At 62.7% G+C, this 23,826-nt stretch carries 21 protein-coding genes; 5 read left to right on the forward strand and 16 right to left on the reverse strand.

Going from position 1 to position 23,826, the window contains the following annotated elements; genetic code table 11:
* Positions 1-1,317, forward strand: a 1,317-nt coding sequence (locus ACIQ36_RS07670; protein ID WP_395827779.1) for a hypothetical protein, incomplete at its 5' end; no start/stop codon positions are given.
* 19 nt (positions 1,318-1,336) lie between these two features.
* On the opposite strand, the gene ACIQ36_RS07675 is transcribed toward ACIQ36_RS07670, so the two are convergent.
* From ACIQ36_RS07675 to ACIQ36_RS07705, 7 genes are all read right to left on the reverse strand, one after another.
* A complete protein-coding gene (locus ACIQ36_RS07675) occupies positions 1,337-3,226 on the reverse strand; it encodes a glycosyltransferase family 2 protein (protein WP_395827781.1) in 1,890 nt (629 codons plus the stop codon).
* Positions 3,227-3,229: 3 nt separating this feature from the next.
* Positions 3,230-6,775 carry a glycosyltransferase gene (locus ACIQ36_RS07680; RefSeq protein WP_395827784.1) on the reverse strand — a complete coding sequence of 1,182 codons (3,546 nt, stop codon included), beginning with the start codon at positions 6,773-6,775 and terminating at the stop codon, positions 3,230-3,232.
* 1 nt (position 6,776) lies between these two features.
* On the reverse strand, positions 6,777-7,370 hold the full coding sequence (locus ACIQ36_RS07685; protein WP_395827787.1) for a hypothetical protein: 594 nt from the start codon (positions 7,368-7,370) through the stop codon (positions 6,777-6,779).
* Between the two features lie 79 nt (positions 7,371-7,449).
* The gene (locus ACIQ36_RS07690; protein ID WP_395827790.1) at positions 7,450-8,487 is read right to left on the reverse strand and encodes an AraC family transcriptional regulator; all 1,038 of its coding nucleotides are present in this window, start codon (positions 8,485-8,487) and stop codon (positions 7,450-7,452) included.
* A gap of 119 nt (positions 8,488-8,606) precedes the next feature.
* A complete protein-coding gene (gene eat / locus ACIQ36_RS07695; protein WP_395827792.1) occupies positions 8,607-9,983 on the reverse strand; it encodes an ethanolamine permease in 1,377 nt (458 codons plus the stop codon).
* A gap of 47 nt (positions 9,984-10,030) precedes the next feature.
* Entirely contained in the window at positions 10,031-10,789 is a 759-nt protein-coding gene (eutC, locus tag ACIQ36_RS07700) for an ethanolamine ammonia-lyase subunit EutC (RefSeq protein ID WP_395827795.1), read from the reverse strand.
* Complete coding sequence (locus ACIQ36_RS07705) at positions 10,789-12,177, reverse strand: ethanolamine ammonia-lyase subunit EutB (protein WP_395827798.1); 1,389 nt, start codon at positions 12,175-12,177, stop codon at positions 10,789-10,791. Before ACIQ36_RS07705 ends, eutC begins: the two co-directional genes overlap by 1 nt.
* Positions 12,178-12,300: 123 nt before the next feature.
* Between ACIQ36_RS07705 and pdxA the strand changes: the two genes are divergently transcribed.
* The 3 genes from pdxA to ACIQ36_RS07720 are packed head-to-tail and all read left to right on the forward strand — an operon-like array spanning position 12,301 to position 13,728.
* Positions 12,301-13,296, forward strand: coding sequence for a 4-hydroxythreonine-4-phosphate dehydrogenase PdxA (gene pdxA, locus ACIQ36_RS07710; RefSeq protein WP_395827801.1), 996 nt, complete (start codon positions 12,301-12,303; stop codon positions 13,294-13,296).
* A 1-nt stretch (position 13,297) separates the two neighbouring features.
* A complete protein-coding gene (locus ACIQ36_RS07715; protein WP_395827804.1) occupies positions 13,298-13,540 on the forward strand; it encodes a DUF4258 domain-containing protein in 243 nt (80 codons plus the stop codon).
* Positions 13,537-13,728 (forward strand): DUF2283 domain-containing protein, encoded by a 192-nt coding sequence (locus tag ACIQ36_RS07720; protein WP_395827807.1) that lies wholly within the window; start codon positions 13,537-13,539, stop codon positions 13,726-13,728. The genes ACIQ36_RS07715 and ACIQ36_RS07720 overlap by 4 nt, the downstream gene beginning before the upstream one ends.
* A 10-nt stretch (positions 13,729-13,738) precedes the next feature.
* Here the strand turns inward: ACIQ36_RS07720 and ACIQ36_RS07725 are convergent, their stop codons facing one another.
* The 9 genes from ACIQ36_RS07725 to dgcN all read right to left on the reverse strand — a co-directional run bounded on the left by ACIQ36_RS07725 (position 13,739) and on the right by dgcN (position 22,680).
* Complete coding sequence (locus tag ACIQ36_RS07725) at positions 13,739-14,587, reverse strand: D-amino-acid transaminase (RefSeq protein WP_395827810.1); 849 nt, start codon at positions 14,585-14,587, stop codon at positions 13,739-13,741.
* A gap of 11 nt (positions 14,588-14,598) precedes the next feature.
* Entirely contained in the window at positions 14,599-16,368 is a 1,770-nt protein-coding gene (locus ACIQ36_RS07730; protein WP_395827813.1) for a methyl-accepting chemotaxis protein, read from the reverse strand.
* Between the two features lie 53 nt (positions 16,369-16,421).
* Positions 16,422-17,153 (reverse strand): amino acid ABC transporter ATP-binding protein, encoded by a 732-nt coding sequence (locus ACIQ36_RS07735; protein ID WP_395827836.1) that lies wholly within the window; start codon positions 17,151-17,153, stop codon positions 16,422-16,424.
* A 31-nt stretch (positions 17,154-17,184) separates the two neighbouring features.
* Entirely contained in the window at positions 17,185-17,877 is a 693-nt protein-coding gene (locus tag ACIQ36_RS07740) for an amino acid ABC transporter permease (protein ID WP_395827816.1), read from the reverse strand.
* A 4-nt stretch (positions 17,878-17,881) separates the two neighbouring features.
* On the reverse strand, positions 17,882-18,613 hold the full coding sequence (locus ACIQ36_RS07745; RefSeq protein WP_395827819.1) for an amino acid ABC transporter permease: 732 nt from the start codon (positions 18,611-18,613) through the stop codon (positions 17,882-17,884).
* A gap of 97 nt (positions 18,614-18,710) precedes the next feature.
* Positions 18,711-19,631, reverse strand: coding sequence for a transporter substrate-binding domain-containing protein (locus ACIQ36_RS07750; RefSeq protein ID WP_395827822.1), 921 nt, complete (start codon positions 19,629-19,631; stop codon positions 18,711-18,713).
* Between the two features lie 59 nt (positions 19,632-19,690).
* Positions 19,691-20,644 carry a LysR family transcriptional regulator gene (locus ACIQ36_RS07755; RefSeq protein ID WP_395827825.1) on the reverse strand — a complete coding sequence of 318 codons (954 nt, stop codon included), beginning with the start codon at positions 20,642-20,644 and terminating at the stop codon, positions 19,691-19,693.
* A gap of 9 nt (positions 20,645-20,653) precedes the next feature.
* Positions 20,654-21,649, reverse strand: a complete 996-nt coding sequence (gene dgcA / locus ACIQ36_RS07760; RefSeq protein ID WP_395827828.1) for an N-acetyl-D-Glu racemase DgcA — start codon at positions 21,647-21,649, stop codon at positions 20,654-20,656.
* A 2-nt stretch (positions 21,650-21,651) separates the two neighbouring features.
* Positions 21,652-22,680, reverse strand: a complete 1,029-nt coding sequence (gene dgcN, locus ACIQ36_RS07765; protein ID WP_395827830.1) for an N-acetyltransferase DgcN — start codon at positions 22,678-22,680, stop codon at positions 21,652-21,654.
* Positions 22,681-22,930: 250 nt separating this feature from the next.
* Between dgcN and ACIQ36_RS07770 the strand changes: the two genes are divergently transcribed.
* Entirely contained in the window at positions 22,931-23,686 is a 756-nt protein-coding gene (locus tag ACIQ36_RS07770) for an ABC transporter ATP-binding protein (RefSeq protein ID WP_395827833.1), read from the forward strand.
* Positions 23,687-23,826: the final 140 nt, after the last annotated feature.

Consider the following 23,826-nt stretch of genomic DNA (forward strand, 5'->3'; position numbering starts at 1 on the left):
CCCGGCCCGATAACCGACCCTATGACCTACGCTCCGAATCCCACGCCCCCGGCGCTTCAGCCAACGACGCGCCAGGCTATTTTTACCGTCTGCACCTATAGCTATCTGCCGAAAGCGCAGGTCTTGGTGCAGTCCTTAAAGGGGATTTGCGATACTTACATTCTGCTGCCCGAACGGGATCGGGGCGACGGGTGGCGCGCGACGCTCGAGCGGCGCATGGGGTGCCGAATTTTACTCTTGAGCGATCTTGCGCTCCCCCATAGCGCGGTTATGGCGTTTCAATATGACGCGTTCGAATTGAGCAACGCGCTAAAGCCCAGCGGATTTAAGGCGCTGTTTGCGGCGGGATATAACCAAGTTTTATATTTTGATTCGGATATGGAGGTCTACGCGCCGCTCCAGCCGATCTTCGAGGCTTTGTCGCAGGGCGATGCGGTTGTGACCGCGCATATTGATGCGCCACTGCCCGACGATGGGCACTCGCCGAGCACGGAAGACGTATTGCGAAGCGGTCAATTCAATGGCGGGTTTCTGGCGCTCAATGATAGTCCGGCGGCGCTGGGTTTCCTCGACTGGTGGCAGGATCGGTTGAATAATCAGTCCATCGCCCATCCGAACCATTATTATTTCGTCGATCAATTCTATCTGGCGATGATTGCGAGTTTTATCGAGAGGCTGGTTATTCTGCGCCATCCGGGTGTGAATGCCGCCTATTGGAACTTGCCGCAGCGCGAACCCTTTGAGGCGCTAGGCGATGGCGGAAGCTTGCGCGGGCAACCGCTGATTTTCTTCCATTACTCGGGCTTTGCTGCGGATGATCTGCCGCGCATTTCCCGGCATCAGAACCGCTACCGGCTACCCGACGATCATCCGATTCTGCCGCTGTTTGCGCGCTATCGGGATCGATTGGCGGCGGCGGAAGCCGCGCTGAGTGATCTCGATTTAACCTATAGCTTCACCCATTTTAACGATGGTACGCCGATTTCGATGGACGACCGCCGCCGCCTTTTGCTGGCCGATCCGGCGGCAAAAGCGGCGCTGAGCGATCCGTTCAGCGGCCTCGGCGCGCTGGCGGAAACCAATCCATCGCCCCCCTGGCCGGTTCCGCGCCCGGAGGTCGACCGGCTCCGTGCCCTCAACGCCGAAGCCCAGGATCAGGCGGCACAGAGCGAGCACGCCCTTATTGCCGCCCGCGCCGAATTAGAGGCAACGCGCGCCGAGCTTCGCGCGACCACCGCCGCCTATCACTCCATCCTCGCCTCAACCGCCTGGAAGGTGACAGCCCCGCTGCGCGCCGCGCTCAAATTTCTGCGCTAGGGCCTCGGCAACGGGGCGCTTACGGGTCCTTTGTCGTCTCGAAGGGGGCAAAGCCAAAGGTTTTGGCGAGGCTGCGCAGAATAAAATAGCCCGCCGGGGCCCCCTCGCCCGCCAGCAGCGGCGCGGTGGAGTGGAATAGGTTCCGCTCCATCTGCGTTACCGTGGTCATGCTGATATCGGCAACCCGGTAATAGAAGAGGGCTTCGGGCAGCACTTCCAGCCGCGCGCCGGTGCGGGAGGCGGCTAGGAAAAACTCCCAATCTTCGTGGGTAACGCCGTAGTCCTCGTGAAACCCGCCGACAGCCTCGAAGGTGCTGCGCCGGACCAGGGCATTTGCATCGCCCAGAATATTATAGAGCGGCGTTAACCCTTCCGCGCCCCCCATGAACAGGCGGCGGTGCGTTACTTGGGGGCGATTGTAGCCCGTAGCGTCGGGAAGGGTCTGCCGAAAACTATCATTGAAGCAGGTCAGCACATCGGCCCCACTGGCCTGGGCCGCGTGCAAGAACCGCTCGATCATCATCGGCTTGGCGATGTTATCATCGTCCATGAACAGCAAATAGGGCGTGCGCGCTTCGGCGGCCGCCGTATTGCGGGCGGCCCCCAGATAGCCGTTTTGCTTGCGGATAATGCGCCATCCCCGGCGGGCGAAAGGCTCTTCCAGCGCGTCAAGCGCCGCCAGCGCATCGGGGGTGGAACTGCCATCGTCCACCAGAATAACCTCGAAAGCCGCCGAGGTTTGCGCTTCGAGCGATGCAATCGCCTCCCGCAGCATGCCGGGCCGGTTGAAGGTAACGAGGCAGACTGTGACCAACGGTCCATCGTCGGAGGCTAGGGCGACCGGCGCAGCGGCGGGCGTGCTGATCTGCCAGGCGGGGGTTGCCACGGCGAGGGGGGCGCGCAAGGCCCCATCAATCGCCACCGCCGAGAGCGTGGGCGATTTCGGTAGCCGGGCGAACGGCCCATCGGCAGCATCCTCTGCCGCGACCGGGTGGGCGCTGGCGAGCGGCAGGCCCCAGCTTGCGGCCAGATGGGCGAGCAGCCCCGCGGCCCCGCCGCGCCCGACGATCACCGCCAGCGTTGGGCCACTGAGTTTCGGGCGTTCGCCGGAGGAGGTGAGGAACCGCACCGATGCGCCAATCCGGCCCGCTGCTTGGGCGGCCTTAGCCTTTTGGGCGGCGGTCAGGGGCGCGCCGGGGCGCAGGAACTGAACCTCCTCTACCTGTTGAGCCTCGGTCAGGCGCGGTAAGAGCCGGTCGATCCAATCGAGCTCCACCAACCCACTATCGGCGAGGAGGAACAGCAGCCGCGTCGGCGTCTCGGTTGCAGCACTGCCGGTGCCGAGGCTGGGTAATAGCCGCCGCCCGGCCCGGCGCAGGGTTTCCGCTTCCATATGATAGAGGCCGATCTCGGCAAACTCGGGGAAGCGGAAGGCGGTGAAATCATGGTTCTTCGCGCCGCCCGTCTCGATCACGGTCAGTTCAAGCGGGCGGGCGAGCAACCCTTGCCGAAGCGCGAGGGCCAGATAAAAGCCAGCGCCGGACAGATCGACGGTAATGACCTCTGAAATTGCTTCGCTGCGGACCCATTCGAGGCTCAGCATGGCGCGGGTCATCATTGGCATCGCGGGCGGGCAAATTAACGGCTCGCACGGGGGCAGACCTTCGACCGACAGACGCCGGGGCGGGTGGGTCAGTCCCAACCGGGCGGGCAGATCGGCCCCGAACGCCCCTTCGGGATCGCAGAGGATTACCTCGGGCTCAATCCGCTTTTCCCTGCGCAGACTGTCTAAATACAGCCGGGCGGCGAGGCATTGGAGATCGTCGAGATCGGCGCGGGCAGACGGGGCCAAGAGCAGAATGGCGCGGCCTTGCGCATCCGAGGGCAGGGGGGGAAGCATCTCAGGCATGGGCTAGTTCCGCAAAATCGCTAAGTCCGGAAACTCCGGCGAAACGGCATAGAGCGTTTGACGCGACAGAGCGGGGTGATAGTAGGGATCGGTTAGCGCGCCTTCGGCGGCCAGCGCTTCCCGCTCCCCCTCCTTCAACCCCGCGCCATAGATCGCCGCATCGTCGGCCTCGGGGGCAAGGCGATAGGCGGCGTAGGGCGTCCAAACGCTGGCGCGCCCGGCCCGGCGCAAGTCAGCGGCGGCGGCGATGACGGTCGCGAGGGCGCTTTCCTCCTGGCGGCCCGTCACGGCGGGCGCGGCCTCTCGACTGAGGGCAAGGCACCAGGGGGCAACGGCGGCGATATCCTGCGCCAGTTGCAACCGCCCAAAGCTGCCATGCTCGTTCGCGGGCATGCCGATATAGGGCAGCAGCGCGCCTTCGCTTTCATCGACGATCAAGCCTGCATGGCGCACGCGGTTTTCGGCATCGCTGACGCGCGCGCCGATCAACCCGGCATCCCCTTGCAGTGCCCGCGCCGCGAGTTCGATCAGCGTATCGAGATCGGCGGGCAGCGCTGCGAGCGATGCCGTTACGATCACATCGGCTTTCGTGCGGGTGGCGGCCTGGATCAGGGCGCGCAAGGCCGCCCCTTCCTGGGCGTCGCCCGCAACCCCGACAATGCCGAGATCGTCGGGAGCATCCTCGAGTCCCGCCATCGGCAGGGCCAGCAACCCGGTCGCGCCGCCCTGCGGGAAGCGCGCGCGCCACCCCGCCAGCAAAAGCTGAATATGGGCGAGCGCTCCCTCGGGAACCGCGCTTGCACCGCCCGCAAGGCACAGCACCAGCCGCGTCGTCTCCGGCACCGGGAAGCGGACGCGGTGGAGCGAAAAGTGTATGGATTCGCCAACCAGGGCGGGCAACCCGCGCCGGGCGAAATAATCGCGCAGCCCGTTGCGGGCCGCATCGAACGCATAGGGTTTGGCGCTCGAATCGCCCGCAATTGACCCCGGCGTGCAGCGCCAATGATAGAGAATAAGCGGCACATGGCCGATCTCGCCGGGCGTTAACCGGTCAAGACAGCGCAGGAACAGGTCCATATCCTGCGCGCCGCTATACTCTTTCCGCAAGCCCCCGGCGTCTTGCACCAGAGCGCGCTCGACCACCGTCAGATGATTGATGAAATACTGCGCGTGCAGCAGCGCGGGCGACCAATTGGGCTTAAAATAGGGCTCGCAGCGCACCCCGTCTTTCAGCTTATCCTCGTCGGTGTAGATCAAGCGAAGCTGCGGCTGCGCGCGAAAACTGCGCACGCAGAGCAGCAGCGCCGCCGGGTGCAGCATATCGTCCTGATCCATAAAGGCGACGTAATCGCCACTCGCCGCCGCAAGCGCGCTATTGGTTGCCTCGGCGATATGGCCGTTGGTTTCGCGGAAGATGAGCTTGATGCGCGAATCCTGTGCCGCCAGCCCTTCCAGCAGGGGCCGCACAGCAGGATCGGGCGAGCAATCATCGGCAAGGCAGAGTTCCCAGCCCGCGTATTTCTGCGCCAGGACCGAGGCGACCATCGCCTCGATCTCGTCGCGCTTAGGATTATAAACCGGCACGACGATGGAGATGATCCGCCCCGCCTCGGCGGCTTCGGCGGGAAGATGGGCGAGGATTTCATCTTGGCGGGCGGCCCAGGCGGCATAATCATCGCCCCACCAGCGCGTTTCCCGCGCCCTGGGCGAGAGCGGGCGGGGGGGGCGGCGCATTTCCTGCCATTGCCGCCGCAGACCGCGCCCGCGCACCCCGCGCAGCCCATGCGTCCGAATTGCGTCGATGACAGTGCGGGCATAGGTGGAATAGGGGCGCACGCGGCGGCGAATGGGTGCCGTCAATCGGCTCAGAAGCTTGGCAAGCTGCTTTTTGGCCAATTGCTTGCCGCCACCGCGCTGATTGATCGCGCGACGCAGACCTGCCCGGTCCGTCAGAAGCAGTTTGAGAAAACGCAAGAGCACGACCAAAACCTGCGTGGGCCTGAAAAACGGGCCGAGCGCGCGCTTGAGGCGCTCAATCTCAAGATGCAAGCTTTGGGCGCGTTGTTCCGTAAGATCAAGTTTTTGTTGAAACTCTTGGCGCAGGCTTTCGGTTGCGGCTTGTTCGGCGTATCGGTCAAGTGCGGTCGCCAGCCGGGTAAAGAGGCGCGGCTCTAGGGCCGATTCATCCATGACCTCGGCGTCCACGGTCAGCAGGCCTCCCGGCCCCGCCGCGTCCAGGGCGACCGCAGGCACCGGCAGGTCAAACCAAGCGTGCGGGCGGGTTTTGACCAATAGCAGTCCGTCGGGGCTCACGAGCGGCGGGCACACCAGCCCATCGGGTTGGCTGAGACTGCCGAAGAAGCGGGCGCTTTCCGCCGTTCTCGGGTCCAGCGCCCACACCTGCCGGTTTTGCGCATCGACCAGGCGCAGCGCCCGCAGCATGAGGTGCGGCGCGTCGGTGGTCACGTCTAGCCGAAGGGTGGCGAGCGCGGCCCCGTCGCGCGCAAGCGGAGCCAGCGGCAGCGACACGCTGACAAGGCCGGGGGTGGCGTCCGCTAACAGCCAATGGCTGCGCGCTTCGCTATAGGCCCCGCCCGCCGATTTCCCGAACAGCCCGAAGCGCAGCGGCTCTTCCGACGTGGGGCGCAGGCGCGGGGCCTGCCAAGCGTGGGGGGAGGGCGCGTCGGGGGTTTGGATAAGATCGATGGCAAGCGCGCGCGCCTGGGCTACCGTGCTCGGCAATACGAACCCGCGCGCCCCCAACGGCCAGGAGGTGAGCATCACGCTAGGGCTATCCACCAAACGCGGGGCCTTTAAGCCTTCGGCAATCGCGTGGGGCAGGGACTGCCCGCCAACGAACAGTGCCGCCCGGTCGATACGATCGGCGAGATCCAGCGCGTCCGCCGCCGTGATCATATCCCCCGGAATATCGCCATACACCCAAGCTTCATGGGGCAGGCCGACTTTAGTGATCGGCCCCAAACCGTCTAAAGCTTCCTTGAAAAAGCGCGTGTCGTTCTGGCGGTAGCGCGGCGTGAACGACAGGATAATACCGCTTTTGGGGCTGGGGGACGGGTTGGGTAGATCGATCCAACGGGCGTGCCCGCGCGCGGTGGCCCCAACCGCAAAACTATGGCAGGCAACGAGATGGCTGCGCTCTAGTGGCTCTAGGCGGAAACGGTCGAAAATATGATCGACGCCCAGGAGTGCCGGGTCCACATGCTCCAGCGGCAAGCCTTTGATGACCGGCGTTGCGGCAGTGGCCCCGAAGCCTTCGGAAATGCCGATGGGCACGCGCACGATCTCGACACAGCGGATTGTGGGTTGCGCGAGCAGCAGCGGCACCAGGAAGCGCGCGCCGCCTTCGGTCAAAATCCGGCCGCTCAACTGGGTATCGACGACGCAGTTCAGCACGAACCGTTCAATCCCGAGTTCGCGGATGGCGGGGAGCGCGTGAATAATATCGCCCATATTGCCGCTGTGAACGGCAGAGGGGCCGTGGGTTTCGACGCCGAACCGCTCGATCAGGGTGAAAAATCGTTGGCTCATATTAGGCATCCTGTTGCGCGCGCAGCGTTTGGCGCAGGCGCGCTTGCGTGACGCGCTTCCAATTCAAGAGATCCGCCATAGTGGCATTGCGGTCGAAACTGGCGAGCCGCCGCGCAACCGTGGGCAGCGGGCACCCAAGCGTGAAGGGGAGGGTGCGGCTCATATCGTCCGCGCCATGAGGGGCCAGGAAGAGCGCAGGTTTCAGCATAGCATTGGCCAGCGCCGCGAGCGGCAGGCGGTCGGTAATAATGAAATCGCCGGTGGTGAAATACTCGGCCCAAGCGGGCCAATCCGCGTTGGCCTCGGGCTCGGTCGTCAGGCATGGCAGACCGTTAAGCTGTTCGATCAACCCTTGCGGCGCGCGCGGCCCGGTCCACAAAAAGGCTTTGGTTTCGCGCGCGGGCGCTTCATCGACGGGAACGAACAGCCACAGCGGCGGAAACGCAGCCTCCGCCGTTCCGCCAAATGACAGTGTCCCCTCGGGATCGGGGATAAGGGTCACGGGTTGGCCTAGCGCCTCGGCGGCGATTTCAGTCAAGAGCGCGCTTTCTTGGGGCGATAAGCCGCGCACGCGCACGAGGGGGGAGACAGTCACGCTTTTCCTGCTTCCATGGAACCAAAGGCCCCCGTTGGTAGCATGTTCGTTTGGGCACTTCTATCGAAAGCCACGCGGGTTACGCGAGGCGCGGTTCATGGGCGCGGAACTGGCGCGGCGACCGATCAAACCAGCGCGTAAAGGCCCGGCTAAAGGCGCTTATTTCGGAATAGCCCAGCAGAAAGGCGATATCGGCAATCGGCACATGGGTTTGCTGCACGTAGAGCCGTGCCAATTGGTGGCGGACCTGTTCCACCATATCCGAGAAGCTCACGCCCTCGTCGGCCAGCGCGCGCTGAAGGGTCCAGCGCCGAATATCGAGCGCGTCGGCCACGTCTTCGATATAGGGGGTGCCATCCACCAGGCGGCTGCGGATTTCCGCCTGAACGCGGCGGATCAGCGGCACTTCCCCCGCGCTGCCGTGGGCGGCGTGCAGAAGCTGGCGGCGCAGCCGGTCCATCTGTTTGATGTCCGCGCCGGGCATGGCGATATCCTCGGCGGGCCGCTTGAAGATCAAGGCATTCGTGCGTTGGCCCCAATGGAGCGGGGCCTGAAACGCCCGCGCATGCTCCTGGGCCTGTTCGGGGCGCGGGTGCTCGAAATGTACTTCCTCCGGCGACCAAGTAGGACCGAAGACGCTGCGCAGCACATTCACGAACATGCCCATCGTCAGTTCCGCATCCTGCCGCCGGGCAAGAATTGCGCCGTCGAGAATGCGATATTCGAGCGCCACAATGCCGCCCGCCTCCCGGAAGGCTGTATGCGTTACCTGTTGATGGTAGGGAAACAGCCCGGCCAGGGCTTCGAGCGCCGACAGAAGCGTGGGCGCGGCGAGGGTGACGCCGCCGATCAAGCCCAAATTCTGCGGCTGGAACTGCTGGCCGTACCAAAGGCCGAAATTGCCGTTACCGGTTTGCGCTGCCGATTCCTCCATCATCTGCACGTAAGCGGCAAGATCGAGCGGCAGCGTGGGATCGGTCAGCCACGACACGTCAATCCCCGCCCGGTGCAGCACGGTTTCAGCATTGCCCCCTTGGTTGTCGATAAAATCGATCACGCCCGAAGCGGCGGCGGCGAGCACATTGCAGGCGGCAAAGGGGCGATGCGGGCGGACCATCGGCCTCCAACCTTAGGGGAGCGGTATGCGCGAATAGTCTCGCCTGAGATTTTATCGCGGCGCAATAGAAGTTTGGTTAAGGGCGGGGGTGCCCGAAAACCCCCGCCCGTCCCTTAGGCTTACTTTGTGCCCAGCAGCAAATCGCCGTCGGCCCCGGCGCGCAAATGGCCGGTTGCCGCGTAATAGGCAAAGCCGAGGGCGAACAGGCCAACGAAGAGGCAGAAGACGATGAAATTGTAATAGATCATCGCGATAAGGCAGACGATGCCCGTCACCAGCGCAATCGCCGGGAAGATCGGGTAGAGCGGGGCGATGTAAGGCCGCTCCAGATTAGGCTCGCTCTGGCGCAGTTTGAACAGGCTGAGCATGCTCATGATGTACATAACAATCGCGCCAAACACCGACATGGTGACGATGTTCCCGGTCAAGGTGGTGCCGTTGATCGTGATGAGATTATCCGAGAAAATCGCGGCAATCCCAATCACGCCACCGGTGATAATGGCCAAATGGGGGGTTTTGCGGGTCGGGTGAACGGTGGAGAGCACGCCCGGCAAGAACCCTGCGCGCGACAGGGCGAAAATCTGGCGCGAATAGCCCATGATAATGCCGTGGAAGGAGGCGACGAGGCCCAAAATCCCAATCCCTACGAGCATTTTAAACCAGCCGGAAGACTCGCCGACAACCGTTTTCATCGCCTGCGGCAACGGGTCGTTGATGTTGGATAGCGCCGTCCAATCGCCGACGCCGCCCGCGAAAATCATCGTGCCGAAGGCGAGGAAGACGAGGGTGAGAATCCCAGCGATATAGGCGCGCGGAACGATCTTCTTCGGCTCTTTCACTTCTTCCGCCGCCATAGCGGCCCCTTCAATCGCAAGGAAGAACCAAATGGCGAAGGGGATCGCCGCAAAAATCCCGCCGAGGGTGCCCATCGTAAAGGTGGATTCGCCCGCCCAACCGTTGGCGGCGAAATTGCTCCATTGGAAGCCGGGCGCGACAACGCCCATAAACACAAGCAGTTCAAAAACGGCGAGAATGGTAATGAAAAGCTCGAAGGTCGCGGCAATGCCAACGCCAACGATATTCAGCCCCATGAAGAGAATATAGGCCCCCACGGCGACCATTTTTGGGTCGAGCGCCGGGAACTGCACATTCACATAGGCCCCAATCGCCAGCGCAATCGCGGGCGGCGCGAAGACGAATTCGATCAGCGTCGCAAACCCGGCAACAAAACCGCCTTTCGGCCCGAACGCGCGGTAACTATAGGCAAACGGCCCGCCCGCGTGGGGAATGGCCGTGGTGAGTTCGGTAAAGCTGAAAATAAAGGTTACATACATGGCCGCCACGAACAGCGTCGTGACCAAAAACCCGAGGGTGCCCGCCGAAGCCCAACCAAAGCTCCAGCCGAAATATTCGCCGGAAATCACGAGGCCCACGGCGATGCCCCAAAGCTGCACCCCGCTGAGGCTTTTACTAAGAGCCGTTTTTGTTGTAGACATGAAATTCTCCTGTTCCGAGAGTTTTAGGGTGCGTTTCGTCCCATTTTTTATTGGTCTATAGTCTTCACATCGCGCGCCGAAACCCCTGCGTTCGGCGCGTTTTCTTTCAGCTCGACGCCGGTCAGCCGCAACCGGACCGCTTCACGCGCGAGCCATACCGCTTTATCAGCGGCACTTGTATAATTCATGCCGTCGGCGTGAATGTTTGAGAGGCAATTGCGCTCCGAATCCCGCCGCCCGAGCCTGGGCCGATAGGTCATGTAAATCCCAAGACTATCGGGAACGGAAAGGCCGGGGCGCTCGCCGACCAGCAGGAGGCAAAGCTGTGCCCCCAAAAGATCGCCAACCTCATCCCCCAAGGCGACGCGCGCCTGTTCCGCCAGCACGATCGGCGCAACCCGCCAGCCGGGAAGCCTCTCCAGACAGGCGCGGATCATCGGCGCGGCGTGAGTTTGCACCGCGCCCGCCGACAGGCCATCGGCGACGACAAAGACAATATCCCACGGTTGCGGCGGCACTTTCGCCAGCAGCGCCGCGCTGTCCGGGTGCAAGCGTCGCCCGAGATCGGGGCGGCGCAGGTAGATCGCCCTGTCGGTTGCTTGGGATTTCACTTTCAGCGTCGGCAGCGGCGCGAGATCGGCAGCCAGCGCCGCAAAATCCACGCGACCATGCACGGCGTCGCGGGCGCGGGCGTGGGCCAGTTGGAATTTCAGCAGTTCGGCGGTCGGCAGGCCATCGCCCGCGCGCCCGAGGCCGATGCGGGCGCGGGTCGCTTTGCGTAAGGTTTCCCAGGGATCGAAGCTCATCAAATCCCACCAGCCGTTAGGAGGCGATTGACGGCGGGTTCCGTGGGGGGCGGCAAGCGTCCGCGCGAATCCAGCATGTCCATCCGCTCCAGCCACGCCTGAAACTCCGGCGCGGGCTGGCGGCGCAGCAAATGCCGCAGCGAAACGATATCGTGATAGGACAGGCTCTGATAGTTTAGCATAATATCGTCGGCACCGGGCACGCCGATGACGAAACTCACCCCGGCTTGGCCGAGCAGCAGCATCAGGCTATCCATATCGTCCTGATCGGCTTCGGCGTGGTTCGTGTAGCAAACGTCGACGCCCATCGGCAGGCCGAGCAGCTTGCCGCAGAAATGATCTTCGAGCCCCGCGCGAATGATCTGCTTGGAATCGTAAAGATATTCCGGCCCGATGAAGCCCACGACCGTATTGACCAGCAGCGGCTTTACCGCCCGGCAAACGGCATAGGCGCGCACTTCAACCGTTTGTTGATCGACGCCATGATGCGCCCCCGCCGATAGCGCGCTGCCCTGGCCGGTTTCAAGGTACATGACGTGATCGCCCACGGTGCCGCGCTTCATCGACAGGGCGGCTTCCCGCGCCTCATGCAGCATGGCGATGGTCACGCCGAAACCCTTGTTCGCGGCTTCGGTTCCGGCGACCGATTGGAACACCAGATCAAGCGGCGCGCCCTGTTCGATGGCGGCGATGCTGGTGGTGACATGAGTCAGCACGCAGGATTGCGTCGGGATATCGTAGCGCTGGCGGATGGCGTCCAGCATCTCCATCAGCTTCATGCAGGCGGGCAGATTATCGGTGGCGGGGTTAATGCCGATGACCGCATCGCCGATACCAAACAGCAGCCCATCCAGCGTGGACGCCGCAATTCCGGCGGGATCGTCGGTTGGGTGATTGGGTTGCAGGCGGCTGGACAAACGGCCTTCCAGCCCGATTGTCGTGCGGAACGCTGTCACCACCCGGCATTTCGCCGCGACCGCGATCAAATCCTGATTGCGCATGAGTTTGGAGACGGCGGCGACCATTTCCGGCGTAAGGCCCGGCGCGACCCGCGTCAGCGCCTCGGCTTCCACCGCGTAGGATAGCAGCCACTCGCGAAACTCCCCGACCGTCAGGCTCGCCACGGGAGCGAAAGCGGCGGCATCGTGCGTATCCAGAATGAGGCGCGTTACCTCGTCCGCTTCATAGGGAATCAGAACATCATCGAGAAAAGCGCTCAGCGGCACCTCGGCCAGGGCCAAGCGGGCGGCGACGCGGCGCTCGTCGGAGGAGGCGGCGAGGCCCGCCAACTCATCGCCCGAGCGGCGCGGCGAGGCGCAGGCGAGCAGAGTTTTCAGATCGTCGAAAACATGGCACTCGCGGCCAAGGGTGTAACTGTAAACGGGCATCGCACCCCATGGGGAAGGAGCAAGGAAGGCGCAAGCCTACACCCGTTCCTGTCACCCCTATTTGACATCTCGACACAGTTTCGCCCCAATTGCGGCTCTGCGTTCTAGCTTTTGCGAGGTGTAATGCCCGATCCGATGCCCTTCGCCCTCACCTTGGGAGACCCTGCCGGGATAGGGCCGGAGTTGATTTGCAAGCTTGCGGTCGATCCCGCGCGCTTAAGCGTGCCGCTGCTGGTGATCGGCGACGTGGGAATATTGCGCCGGGCGGCGGGGATTGTCGCGCCCACGCTTCAGATCGTTCCAGTGGCCGATCCGGCTGAAGCCTTGGGCGTCCCGCCGGGGGCGCTGGCGGTGCTGCCGCTGGTGGAAGCGCTCCCCCCCGATCTACCTTTTGGCAAAATCGATGCGCGCGCCGGGGCTGCCGCCTATGCCTCGCTCTGCACGGCGATCGACTTGGCGATGGAAAAGCGCATTGCCGCCATCGTCACGCCGCCCCTGCATAAGGAGGCGCTGAAGGCGGCGGGGGTGAGTTTACCCGGCCATACCGAAATTCTCGCGGCCCGGTCTGGCACCGATCATGTGGCGATGATGTTGGCGAACGATGAGTTGCGCGTGTTGCTGGTCTCGATCCACCTCAGCCTTTCAGACGCGATTAAGGCGGTGACGGTGGAGAACGAATGCCGCGCCATTCGCTTCGCCCATCAAGCCTGCCGCGCCTATGGGATCGATGCGCCGCGCGTGGCGGTGGCGGGGCTCAACCCGCACGCGGGCGAGGGCGGGCTTTTCGGGCGCGAAGATTTGGATGTGATTATGCCCGCCATCGCCCGAATGCGTGCCGAGGGCATCGACGCAAGCGGCCCCTGGCCGGGCGACACGATCTTCATGCGCGCCCGGCAAGGCGAATTCGATATCGTCGTTGCGCAATATCACGATCAAGGGCTGATTCCGGTGAAATATCTCGGTATCGACCATGGCGTGAATATCACCGTAGGCCTGCCGTTCGTGCGCACCTCGGTCGATCACGGCACCGCCTTCGATATTGCCGGGACGGGCAAGGCCGATGCCACCAGCCTACGCACGGCCCTAGCGCAGGCGGTGGCGATGACGCGGGGGATTTAAGATGCTTCGTTTATCCGCTCATGCTCAAACAGTCATCGAGGCACGTTGTATTGAGGAGGCCTGGATATCGGAAACCCTCGCGCATCCGGACTGGACCGAGTCCGATCCTAGAGATCGGGACATAATCCGTGCGTTCAAACGTATCGAGGGTTTTGGCGGGCGGATTCTAAGGGTTGCATATAAACCTGTTGGGTCTGATATATTGATCGTAACTGCATTTTTTGACCGAGGGGCGAGGCAATGAAAACTTCCTACGATCCTGCCGTTGACGCGCTCTACGTCCATTTTTCGGCGCACCCGCCGGTCGAGTCCGAAGAAATCGCGCCCGGCATTATGTTCGATTTCGATGCCGATAATCGCTTGGTCGGCATCGAAGTTCTGAACGCCAAGACGCGGGTGGCGACGGACACGCTCGGGGCCGCCGCCGAGTAAGCGCCTGAAGCTATTCCGCCAGCGCCTGCCGAATATAAATCTCCCGCAGTTTCGTCGCCACCGGCCCCGGTTTGCCCGTGCCGATGGGGGTGCCGTCCAAGGTTGCTACCGGGGCAACGAAGGTGGAAGCGCTGGTGAAAAACGCCTCCTGCGCGGCCTTTGCCTCGTCAACGGTGAAGGTGCGCTCGTCCAGCCGCAGGCCGGTTTCGGCGATCAGGGCGGTGATCGCGAGGCGGGTGATGCCGGGCAGGACCGTTTGGGTGAAGGGGCGCGTGACCAGCGCGCCATCCTGCGTCACGATAAACGCGGAGGAGGAGGCACCTTCGGTGACGACCCCGTCTTCCACCATCCAGGCCTCTTGTGCGCCCGCGCGGGCTGCGGCTTGTTTGGCGAGCACTTGGGGCAGCAGGGCCACAGACTTAATATCGCGCCGCGCCCAGCGCAGGTCCGGCACGGTAATCACTTTCGCACCATCGACGGCAAGTTTCGAGCCCAGCAGGTTTTTAACCTGGGTGAACATCACCACGGTCGGCGTCAGCCCCTCGGCATAGCTAAACTCGCGCTCGGCTGCCCCGCGCGTGACTTGGATGTAGACGACGCCTTCGGTGAGCCCGTTGCGCTCGATAAGGCCGTTTTGAAACGCCACCCATTCCGCCACGCTATAGGGGTTGGGAATATCGATTTCTTTTAGCGAGCGGTCCAGCCGGGCCAGATGCGCTGCGTTATCGATGGTGCGCCCGTTCAGGACGGCGCTGACCTCGTAAATGCCATCGGCGAATAAAAATCCCCGATCCATGATCGACAGCTTAGCATCGGCAAAATCGAGAAATTCGCCATTGAGCAGAACGATACGCGACATGAGCTATTTCCTTATGCAGCAGCGGTTCTGTCGGTGTCGGCGACAGTTCCGAGAAAGTCTTGAATGGCGGTAGCAAGCTGGTCTTCGGAGTGGGCGAGCGCGCCCGCAATCCGCTCCAACTCGGCGGTAGCGACGGAGGTTTGTTCGATCAGCGCGCCGATCTGGCCCATATCGGTGCGGATACCGCCCATGCGGTCTTCGGCAGAGCCTGCGGCCCGGGCGATTTGGCCGGTGGCGGCGTCTTGCTGGCGCACGGCGTCGGCGATCTGGTGGCTGACCGCGCCAATATCGGCCAGCACGCCTTCCATCTCCCGCGCCGCGTCCACCACCTGTTTCGTTGCGGTTTGAATGCCCTGAACCTGCTCGGCAATGCCGTTGGTGGCTTCGGCGGATTGGGTGGCCAAGGTTTTGACTTCGGAGGCAACCACGGCAAACCCGCGCCCGGCATCGCCCGCGCGCGCGGCTTCAATGGTGGCGTTGAGAGCCAGAAGGTTGGTCTGTTCGGCGATCTGGCGAATGAGGGTTACGGCGCTGCCGATTTGATCGGCGGCTTTCACCAGATCGGCGGTGCGGGTGCGCGACTGTTCACCGATTTGGCGAGAGCGGTTGACCACCTCAATGGAATGGTCAGCGCGCGCGGCAATCGTGGCGATCATCTGGGAAAGGGCACGGGCGGAGCCTGCGACGCTGGCGACATTCTCGCTGGCCTCGCTCGCTGCCCCTTCGACACTGCGGGCTTGGGCTTGCGAGTTGCCGACGCTGGCCCCGAGCGAGCCCGACATATCGCGCACTTGCCGCCCGCTCTTGCGGGTTTCGGCTAAGGCGCGGTCGATCTCGGTGCGGAAGCGGGCAATCGCGCTATCCATAATCTGGCGTCGCTCGGCCTCCCGGCGCTGAATTTCCTCGGCTTCGCGCAGGCGAATCCGGTCGGCCATGCCCAGGCGTAAATCTTCGAGCGCGCGGGCGAGCGTGCCGAGTTCGTCAACGCGCGACTGAAACCGCACGCGGGTATCAATCTCTTCCCGCGCAATCGCTTGGGTGGATTGAATGAGCAGCGGCACCGGGCGAAACTGGCGGCGGAAGCTGTAGAAGCCCACGAGCACGGCGGCGGCCAAGGTTCCGATCAGAATGATCAGTGCATTGCGGGTTAGTGTGCGTTCGGCTTGCAGCAGTTGGGCTTCCCGGCCAACGCTGACTAAAACGGCACCCAGCAGTTTCCCCGCCTGGCTCACAATAGGAATAATGCTGACGAAATGTCGTTCGCCCGCTAAATCCAAAAATCCAACGACACGCTCGCCTTTGGCAAGATCGGCGACTAGGGGATCGATCGGGGCTAGCTGAAAACCCGCGCGCGGCCGCTGGGAACTCGTCACGAGCGGTTGCAGTAGGCCGTCGTCTAATCGGCTGAACAACCAGATTTCCCCAAAAGCCCGCTGTGCGACCCCGGCCACCACATCGGACGGATCCAAACCGGTGATTAGCAAGGACGCTTCATCCCCAATAAGCTTATCGCTTTTGATCCGTTGGAGCATACCATTCGCCCCGGATTCGATCGCGACATAGGTATAGACATCCCTTAGGGCCGCAATGGCAACGCGGGAGCGGCTTTCGGCCTCATTCACCCGCTGATCGGCCATGACCTGCGATAGCATGATCCAACCGCCGAGCGAGCCGGTGAGGCTGGCAAGGGCGGTGATCATCATTAGCGTCGTCATCGACCGCGCAAGAAGGGACCGTCCGAGGAAGGAACCCGCTTTTATTTTCTTGGCAGGGGTGGTCATCGCGGAGGGTCCTTCTCGTCGGTAGCAGGCAAGCGGCTCCTGTTATGTTAGAGTCAGTGAGATAAAATTTTTGATAAGAAAAGCTGCGCCCGCTCGCTCTTGGCTTCGGTGAAGAAAGATGTGGTTTCGGCATCCTCTACCACTTCACCGCGATCCATGAAGACTACGCGGTGCGCCACTTTGCGGGCGAAGCCCATTTCATGGGTTACGACCATCATTGTCATGCCTTCGCGCGCTAGTTCTACCATCACATCGAGAACTTCATTGATCATTTCGGGGTCCAGCGCCGAGGTGGGCTCGTCGAACAGCATCGCAATCGGGTCCATCGCCAGGGCGCGGGCAATGGCAACGCGCTGCTGCTGGCCGCCGGAAAGCTGCCCTGGGAACTTATGGGCGTGCTGGGACAGGCCCACGCGCTCCAGCAGCATTTCGCCCTTCGCCATCGCCTCATCCCGCGAGCGCCCCAAGACTTTTTGCTGCGCAAGACAGAGGTTCTCGGTGATTTTCAGGTGGGGGAACAACTCGAAATGCTGGAAGACCATGCCCACGCGGGCGCGCAGTTTCGGTAAATCCGTGCCCGGCGCTTTTAGGCTAATGCCGTTCACCGTGATCTCGCCGCTCTCGAACGGCTCCAGCGCGTTCACGCATTTGATCAGCGTGGATTTGCCCGAGCCCGACGGGCCGCAAACCACCACCACTTCGCCCTTGGCGACCGTCAGGCTACAGTCTTTCAGCACTTGAAAGGCCGGGCCATAGAATTTGCTGACGTTGCTCAGCGTAATCATTGCACTCATAGGAAATCTCCTGAAGCGAAGGTCAGCGGATGATGGCAATGCGCCGCTGCAACCGCTTCACCAGGGTCGAAGCCGTGAAGGAAATAATGAAGTATCCGGCGGCGGCGAACAGATACATCTCCACTAAGCGCCCGTCGCGCTGCGCCACTTTCGAGGCCGCCCCGAGGAAATCCGGAATCGAGAGCACGTAAACCAAGGAAGTGTCTTGAAACAGCACGATGGTTTGCGTCAGCAGCACCGGGGCCATATTGCGAAAGGCTTGCGGCAGGATGACGTAGCTCATGACCTGCCGGTACGTCAGCCCCAAGGCGTAACCCGCCATCAACTGCCCACGGGAGATCGACTGAATCCCCGCCCGCATGATTTCGGAGAAGTAGGCCGCTTCGAACAGAGTGAAGGTGATCAGACTGGAGGCAAAGGCCCCCACCGCAATCGGCCGGTCGCTTTGCAACACCCATTGGCCGATATAGGGCACGAGGAAGTAGAACCAAAAGATCACCAGTACCAACGGCAGGGAGCGCATGGTGTTCACATAGCCGGCTGCGATTTTCGGCAGAACCGGCAGCGAACTAAGGCGCATCAGCGCGATCAAGGTGCCGAGCACGATGCCGCCAGCGGTGGCGAGCACGGTCAGGGTGAGGGTGAAGACCAACCCTTCTTTCAGCAAGTAGGGCAGGGCACGCCAAATAACGTTAAAATCGAAATCGCTAAACATGGCGCTATTTCCCCTGTCCGTAGCCGGGGATTTTCACCCAGCGTTCCAGCGTGCGCATCGCTGCCGTGACCAGCAGGTTCAGCAGCAGATAAATCACCGTGGCGGCGGTAAACGCCTCGAACACCTGGAAGGAGAATTCCTGAATAGCACGGGCGCGGGCGGTGAGTTCAATCAGCCCAATGGTGAGTGCGACCGAGGTATTCTTGATCGTGTTCAGCAGTTCCGAGGTGAGTGGCGGCAGAATGATGCGGAACGCCATCGGCAACAGCACATAGCGGTAGGTCTGGGCGGTGGTGAGTCCCAAAGCGAGCCCGGCCATGCTTTGTCCGCGCGGCAGGGCGATAATCCCGGCGCGCACTTGTTCTGCCACCCGAGCCGACATGAAAAAGCCGATGCCGACAACGGCGGTGAAAAACGAGGCGTTGGGGAGTTGCTTCAACCATAAGCCGATGGGGGCGGGAACCAGTTCCGGCAGCACGAAGTACCAGAGGAACAGTTGCACCAGCAGCGGGATATTGCGGAAGAGTTCCACATAGGCATTGCCGAAACCAACGGTCCAGCGGTTAGGCAGGGTGCGGATCACGCCGATGAAGCTGCCGAACAGCAGCGCCCACACCCAGGCGCAGGCCCCCGTGGTAATCGTCCATTTCAGGCCGACCAGCAGCATATCAAAATAAGTGCCAATGCCTTCCGGCGAGGGCTCTAAAAAGATGCCCCAGTTCCAAGTGTAATTCATGGTGGCCCGTCCTGTGATCACGCCTGCAAGGGGAGGGGGGGGAATCCCCCCTCCCCTCCGGCTCAAGCATCTCCCTAGGGGGAGGGCGGGAAAATGCTTACGAGCCGTAGGCGTCAGGATCGGCGCTATCGGTCGGCTTGGTAAAGGCCCCTTTCAGGCCGGGGGACATGGGGACATTCAGGTTGAGGCCCTTGGGCGGAATCGGCTGCTGGAACCATTTGGCATAGGTCGCGGCCCCAGCCGGGCTGGTGTAAAAATCAGCTGTCGCTTTATCGACCAGCTTTTTGAAATCCGGATCATCTTTGCGCAGCATGATTCCGTAAGGCTCGGGCTTGGAGAAAGCTTCGGCGCTCAGTTGATAGTCGGCAGGGGCCTTGGCGTTGGCAACCAGGCTTGCGAGCAGCACATCATCCATCACGAATGCGGCGGCGCGGTCGGTTTCGACCATCAGGAAGGCTTCGGCATGGTCTTTGGCGGCGAGCACATTGATGCCCAAACCGCGCGCCGTGTTCACATCGTTGAGCTGCTTAATGTTGGTCGTGCCGGAGGTGGAGACCACCGTCTTGCCCTTCAGATCCTCGATTTTCAGGAGCTTGGCGGTCTTCTTCGACACGAAAGCGCTGGCGGTGAGATAATGGGTATTGGCAAAGGCCACCTGCTTTTGCCGGTCGAGGTTATTGGTGGTCGAACCGCACTCCAGATCGACCGTACCATTGGCGATCAGCGGGATGCGGGTGGCGGAGGTGACGGGCGTGAACTTCACCTGCAGCGCGGGCAGCTTCAGGTGCAGCTTCACCGCATCGACGATCGCGGCACAAATATCCATCGCGTAGCCAATCGGCTTTTGCTGATCGTCGAGGTAGGAAAACGGAATGGAGGAATCGCGGTGGCCGACCGAAATCGCGCCGGTTTCCTTGATCTTCTTCAAGGTGCCGGTCAGGTCTTGGGCCTGGGCGGTGAACGCGAGCGCCGTGGTTGCCAGAATGGCAAAGCTGGTGCGCGTGATGGTGGAACGCATAGGCTGTTCTCCTCTCTCGTGTGATGTATCCCTGTTGGGAATGGGCTGCCGTTGGCCGGTCAGCGTTTGTCCGGTTTCTTTTTGATAGCGGGTTTTCGAACCGGATGAAGGTTTGCAGGTTCCGCCTGCTTCAGCCCCGACCAGAGGCGATGCACGGCGGCCCTACGATTGGTGCGGTCGCAGTAGGCGACGATACTGATATCCATGCCCCAGCCATCGCCGCCCAAGGGGGTGAGCGCGTCGGCGGCGGCAGGCGTAATCCCCGAATCGGGCAGCCAGGCAACGCCATGCCCGGCAATCGCCATTTCGCGCAGCACGTCGGCCATATCGCTTTCCATCACGCGCGTGCTGGCAAGCGGGGTGGGGGCTGCGTCGATGATGGCATCGACCAGCCGGGCGAAATAGATACCGCGCGAGTAGCGCAGCAGGGGCACCGGGCGGCGCGGGGTGCCGGGAAACTGAAGCTGACCGCTTGCCACCAGCGTTTTCGCCGCCCAGGGGCGCAGCCGGTCGGTTTCGATCTGCACTTTATCGAACCGTGCCATATCGAGAAACATCGGCTCCTGCGCGCCGTAGAAACAGATGGCGACATCGACTTCCCCGGCCACCAGCGCGGCCCCAAGATCGTGGATATTGCCCAGCATCAGGCTACACGTCAGCTTCTGGCCGTCCGTCCACTCGGCCCACCATGTTGGCAGCCGGGTTGTCGCCAGCGCATACGGAATGGCGATGCGGATATGGTCGGCCTTGGTCGCGCCGCCGCCGGAAATCTCCGCCCGCGCATCGGTAAGATTGCGGGCGATTTCGGTGGCGTAAGCGCGGAATTGCTCTCCTTCCGGGGTAAGGCGGGTGGGGTAGAAGCTGCGGTCGATCAAGGGTTTGCCAACCCAAGCTTCGAGCGCTTGCAGGCGGCGGCTAAAGGCCGCTTGCGAGGAATTGCGCTGTTCGGCGGCTTTCGTGAAATTGCCGGTTTCGGCCACCGCCAGAAAATCGTTCAGCCAGCGCAAATCCATAGCCGCCCCCTAGCCCCACAGCGCGGCAAGCGCGGGGGAAATCCGGCTACCGCTGAAGCTCAAGCCGGGGTCGCGGTCTTTTGCCAGTAACAGCGGCCCATCGAGATCGACATATTGGGCTTTCCCCGCCAGCAGCAGCGCCGGGGCCATAGCGAGGGAGGTGCCGACCATACAGCCGATCATCAGCTTCAAGCCGCGCGCGTCGGCGGCGTCGGCCATGGCGATTGCCTCGGTCAGCCCGCCGGTTTTATCGAGCTTTATGTTGATCGCCTGATAGCGGGTGGCGAGGGCATCAAGCGTTGAACGGTCATGCACGCTTTCATCGGCGCAGAGCAGAATGCCGGCATCCAGCCCGGTCAGGGCGTCGTCCTTGCCTGCGGGTAGCGGCTGTTCGATCAGTTCTACCCCCGCCGCGCGGCAGGCGGCTAGACAAGGTTCGAGCAGATCATCGGTCCAGGCTTCGTTGGCATCGACGATCAAGCTGCTGTCGGGCGCACCTTCCCGCACAGCGGCAATCCGCTCGGGATCGCCTGCACCGCCCAGTTTCACTTTCAGCAAGGGCCGGTGCGCGGCTTTTTGCGCGGCCTCCCGCATGCTGTCGGGTGTGCCGAGGCTGAGCGTATAGGCGGTCACGGCATCGGCGGGGGCCGATAGGCCCGCAAGCTGCCAAACAGGAATGTTGGCTTGTTTCGCTTCCAGGTCCCACAGGGCGCAGTCCAACGCATTGCGGGCCGCGCCGGGCTTGAGCCGGTCGAGAAGCCCTAACCGGGCTTGGCGTGCCGAGGGTTGCGAGGCGAGCCACGCCGCTTGCGCTTCGATCAGGGCGACGACGCCCTCAACACTCTCGCCATAGCGCGGGTAGGGCACGCATTCGCCCCGGCCCGTCGCGCCGTTGAGGTGAAGGGTTGCCACCACCACGCGCGCTTCGGTTCGGCTACCGCGCGAAATGGTGAAGCTGCCCGCAATCGGCCAACTTTCGGCGGCAACGCTGAGGGAAATTCCCATACTCACGCTCCAACCTTTTGCGCTGCGGGAAACTCTTGCAGCAACCGGTCCACGAGGGTTGAAACGCCAAAGCGGATGGGGTCGGTCGCGGGCAGGCCGTGGGCGGCGGAAAGCTCCGCCAGCAGCGCACGGGCGGCGGCTTCCTCCAGCGCCTGGGTGTTCACCGAAATACCCGTGGCGCGAATATTGGGATTGGTCAGACGCCCGCAGCGGATAGTGAGGTCGATCACCTCGGCAATGCTCGGCAACGGGGTTTTCACGCCGCGTAAACTGGTGCGGGTCGGCTCGTGGCAAACGATGAACGCATCCGGCTGCGCGCCGTGCAACAGCCCGAGCGAAACCCCCGCGAAGGAGGGGTGGAAGAGCGAGCCCTGACCTTCGATCAAATCCCAATGGTCTGGGGCGGCATCGGGGGAGAGCCATTCAACCGCGCCCGAGATGAAATCGGCAACGACGGCATCGATGGCAACGCCGCGCCCGGAGATGAACACGCCGGTTTGCCCGGTGGCGCAGAAATCCGCCGCAAGGCCGCGCGCCCGCATGGCTTTTTCAAGCGCCAACACCGTATATTTCTTACCCACGGAACAGTCGGTGCCGACCGTCAGCAGACGCATCCCCGCGCGCTTATGGCCTTTGCCGGTGGCGAAACTTTGATCGGTATGGCGCACATCGAACAGCGTCCGGCCCGTGCGGGCGGCGGCCTCGGCAATGGCGGGTTTCGAGCCCAGCTTGGTGTGCAGCCCGCTCGCCACATCCAGCCCGCCATCGAGCGCGGCAACGATCACATCGGTCCAATGATCCGGCAGAACGCCGCCCGCATTGGCAACGCCAACGATGAGGGTTTTAACGCCCTGGGCTGCCGCGTCGGCAATCGTGAGGTCGGGCAGGCGCAAATCGGCCTTGCAGCCCGGCAGGCGGATTTGCCCCACGCACCATTCCGGCCGCCAATCGACGATGCCCTGTGCGGTTTTCGCCGCCAGTTGATCCGGCACATCGCCGAGGAACATCAGATAGGGAGGTATAATCTGCATGGTGCTTCTGCCTGCTTTTGCTTGTCCCCGCAAGGTGCTGAAACCACCCTGCCGCCTGCCCATGATGGGCGGAAATGCCCCGGCCGCGCGAATGCAAGTTTCACATCAAAGCGGCCCGATTTGCAGAGCTTGGCAGGGTTAGCGCAGAGAGGCGATGCAGATTTTGCATCGCCCTGCGCGCGTCTCTTCGCTTTGCGCGGCTCCTCCCGCCTGCTACGCCTAAGCCGCGACGGTGGGAGGAGTCTCGGACATGCGCGGTTGGGCCTTGGCAGCCAGCGATCTGCACTATGGATACAGCGCGCGGTCCGTGATCGATGGGCTGAGCTTGCGCGTTACCACAGGGGCGCGTCACGCGCTGATCGGCCCCAATGGCGCGGGTAAAACCACGCTTATTCACCTGCTCACGGGTTTTCATATCCCGCAAAAAGGCCGCCTGCGGCTCTTGGGGGAGGACATAACCCATCTGCCGCCCGAAGCGCGGGTGAAGCGCGGCTTGGGCCGGAGTTTTCAGATCAATCAGCTTTTTCCCAACCTTACGCCGCGCACTTCCTTGCGATTGGCGCTCGCCGAGCGCGACGGGAAATCCGGTGGCTGGTGGAAGCCGCTTGCGGGCGACGCGGCGCGCGATGGGGAGGCGGGGGCGCTCTTGGAGCAGATTGGCCTTGCCAGCGTTGCCGATATCGAAACCCGGCGCTTACCCTACGGCCAGCAGCGCTTGCTCGAAATCGCCTTGGCGCTCGCGCTCAAGCCAAAAGTGCTGCTGCTAGATGAACCTGCGGCGGGCGTGCCGCGCGACGAAAGCGCCGCCCTAATCGATCATCTGCTGGCGCTGCCCGCGTCGGTAACGCTGCTGCTGATCGATCACGATATGGATCTGGTGTTTCGCTTCGCCGAGCGGATTTCGGTTCTGGTGGCGGGGAGGATTCTTGTGGAAGGATCGCCCGCCGAAATTGCCACGAACGCGGAGGTGCGCCGCGTTTATTTAGGAGAGGATTCCCATGTCTGAACCTTTGGTTCACTGCCTCGGCGAGGCGATGCTCGAGCTTTCCGCCCCGCGCCTCGGCCCGGCCACGCTCAGCTTTGGGGGGGACACGCTCAATACTGCCGTCTATCTCGCGCGCTTAGGCGTGCGCACCGGTTATGCCA

Origin of the sequence: Elstera sp. (genome assembly GCF_044372965.1) — a bacterium.
Lineage (GTDB): Bacteria > Pseudomonadota > Alphaproteobacteria > Elsterales > Elsteraceae > Elstera.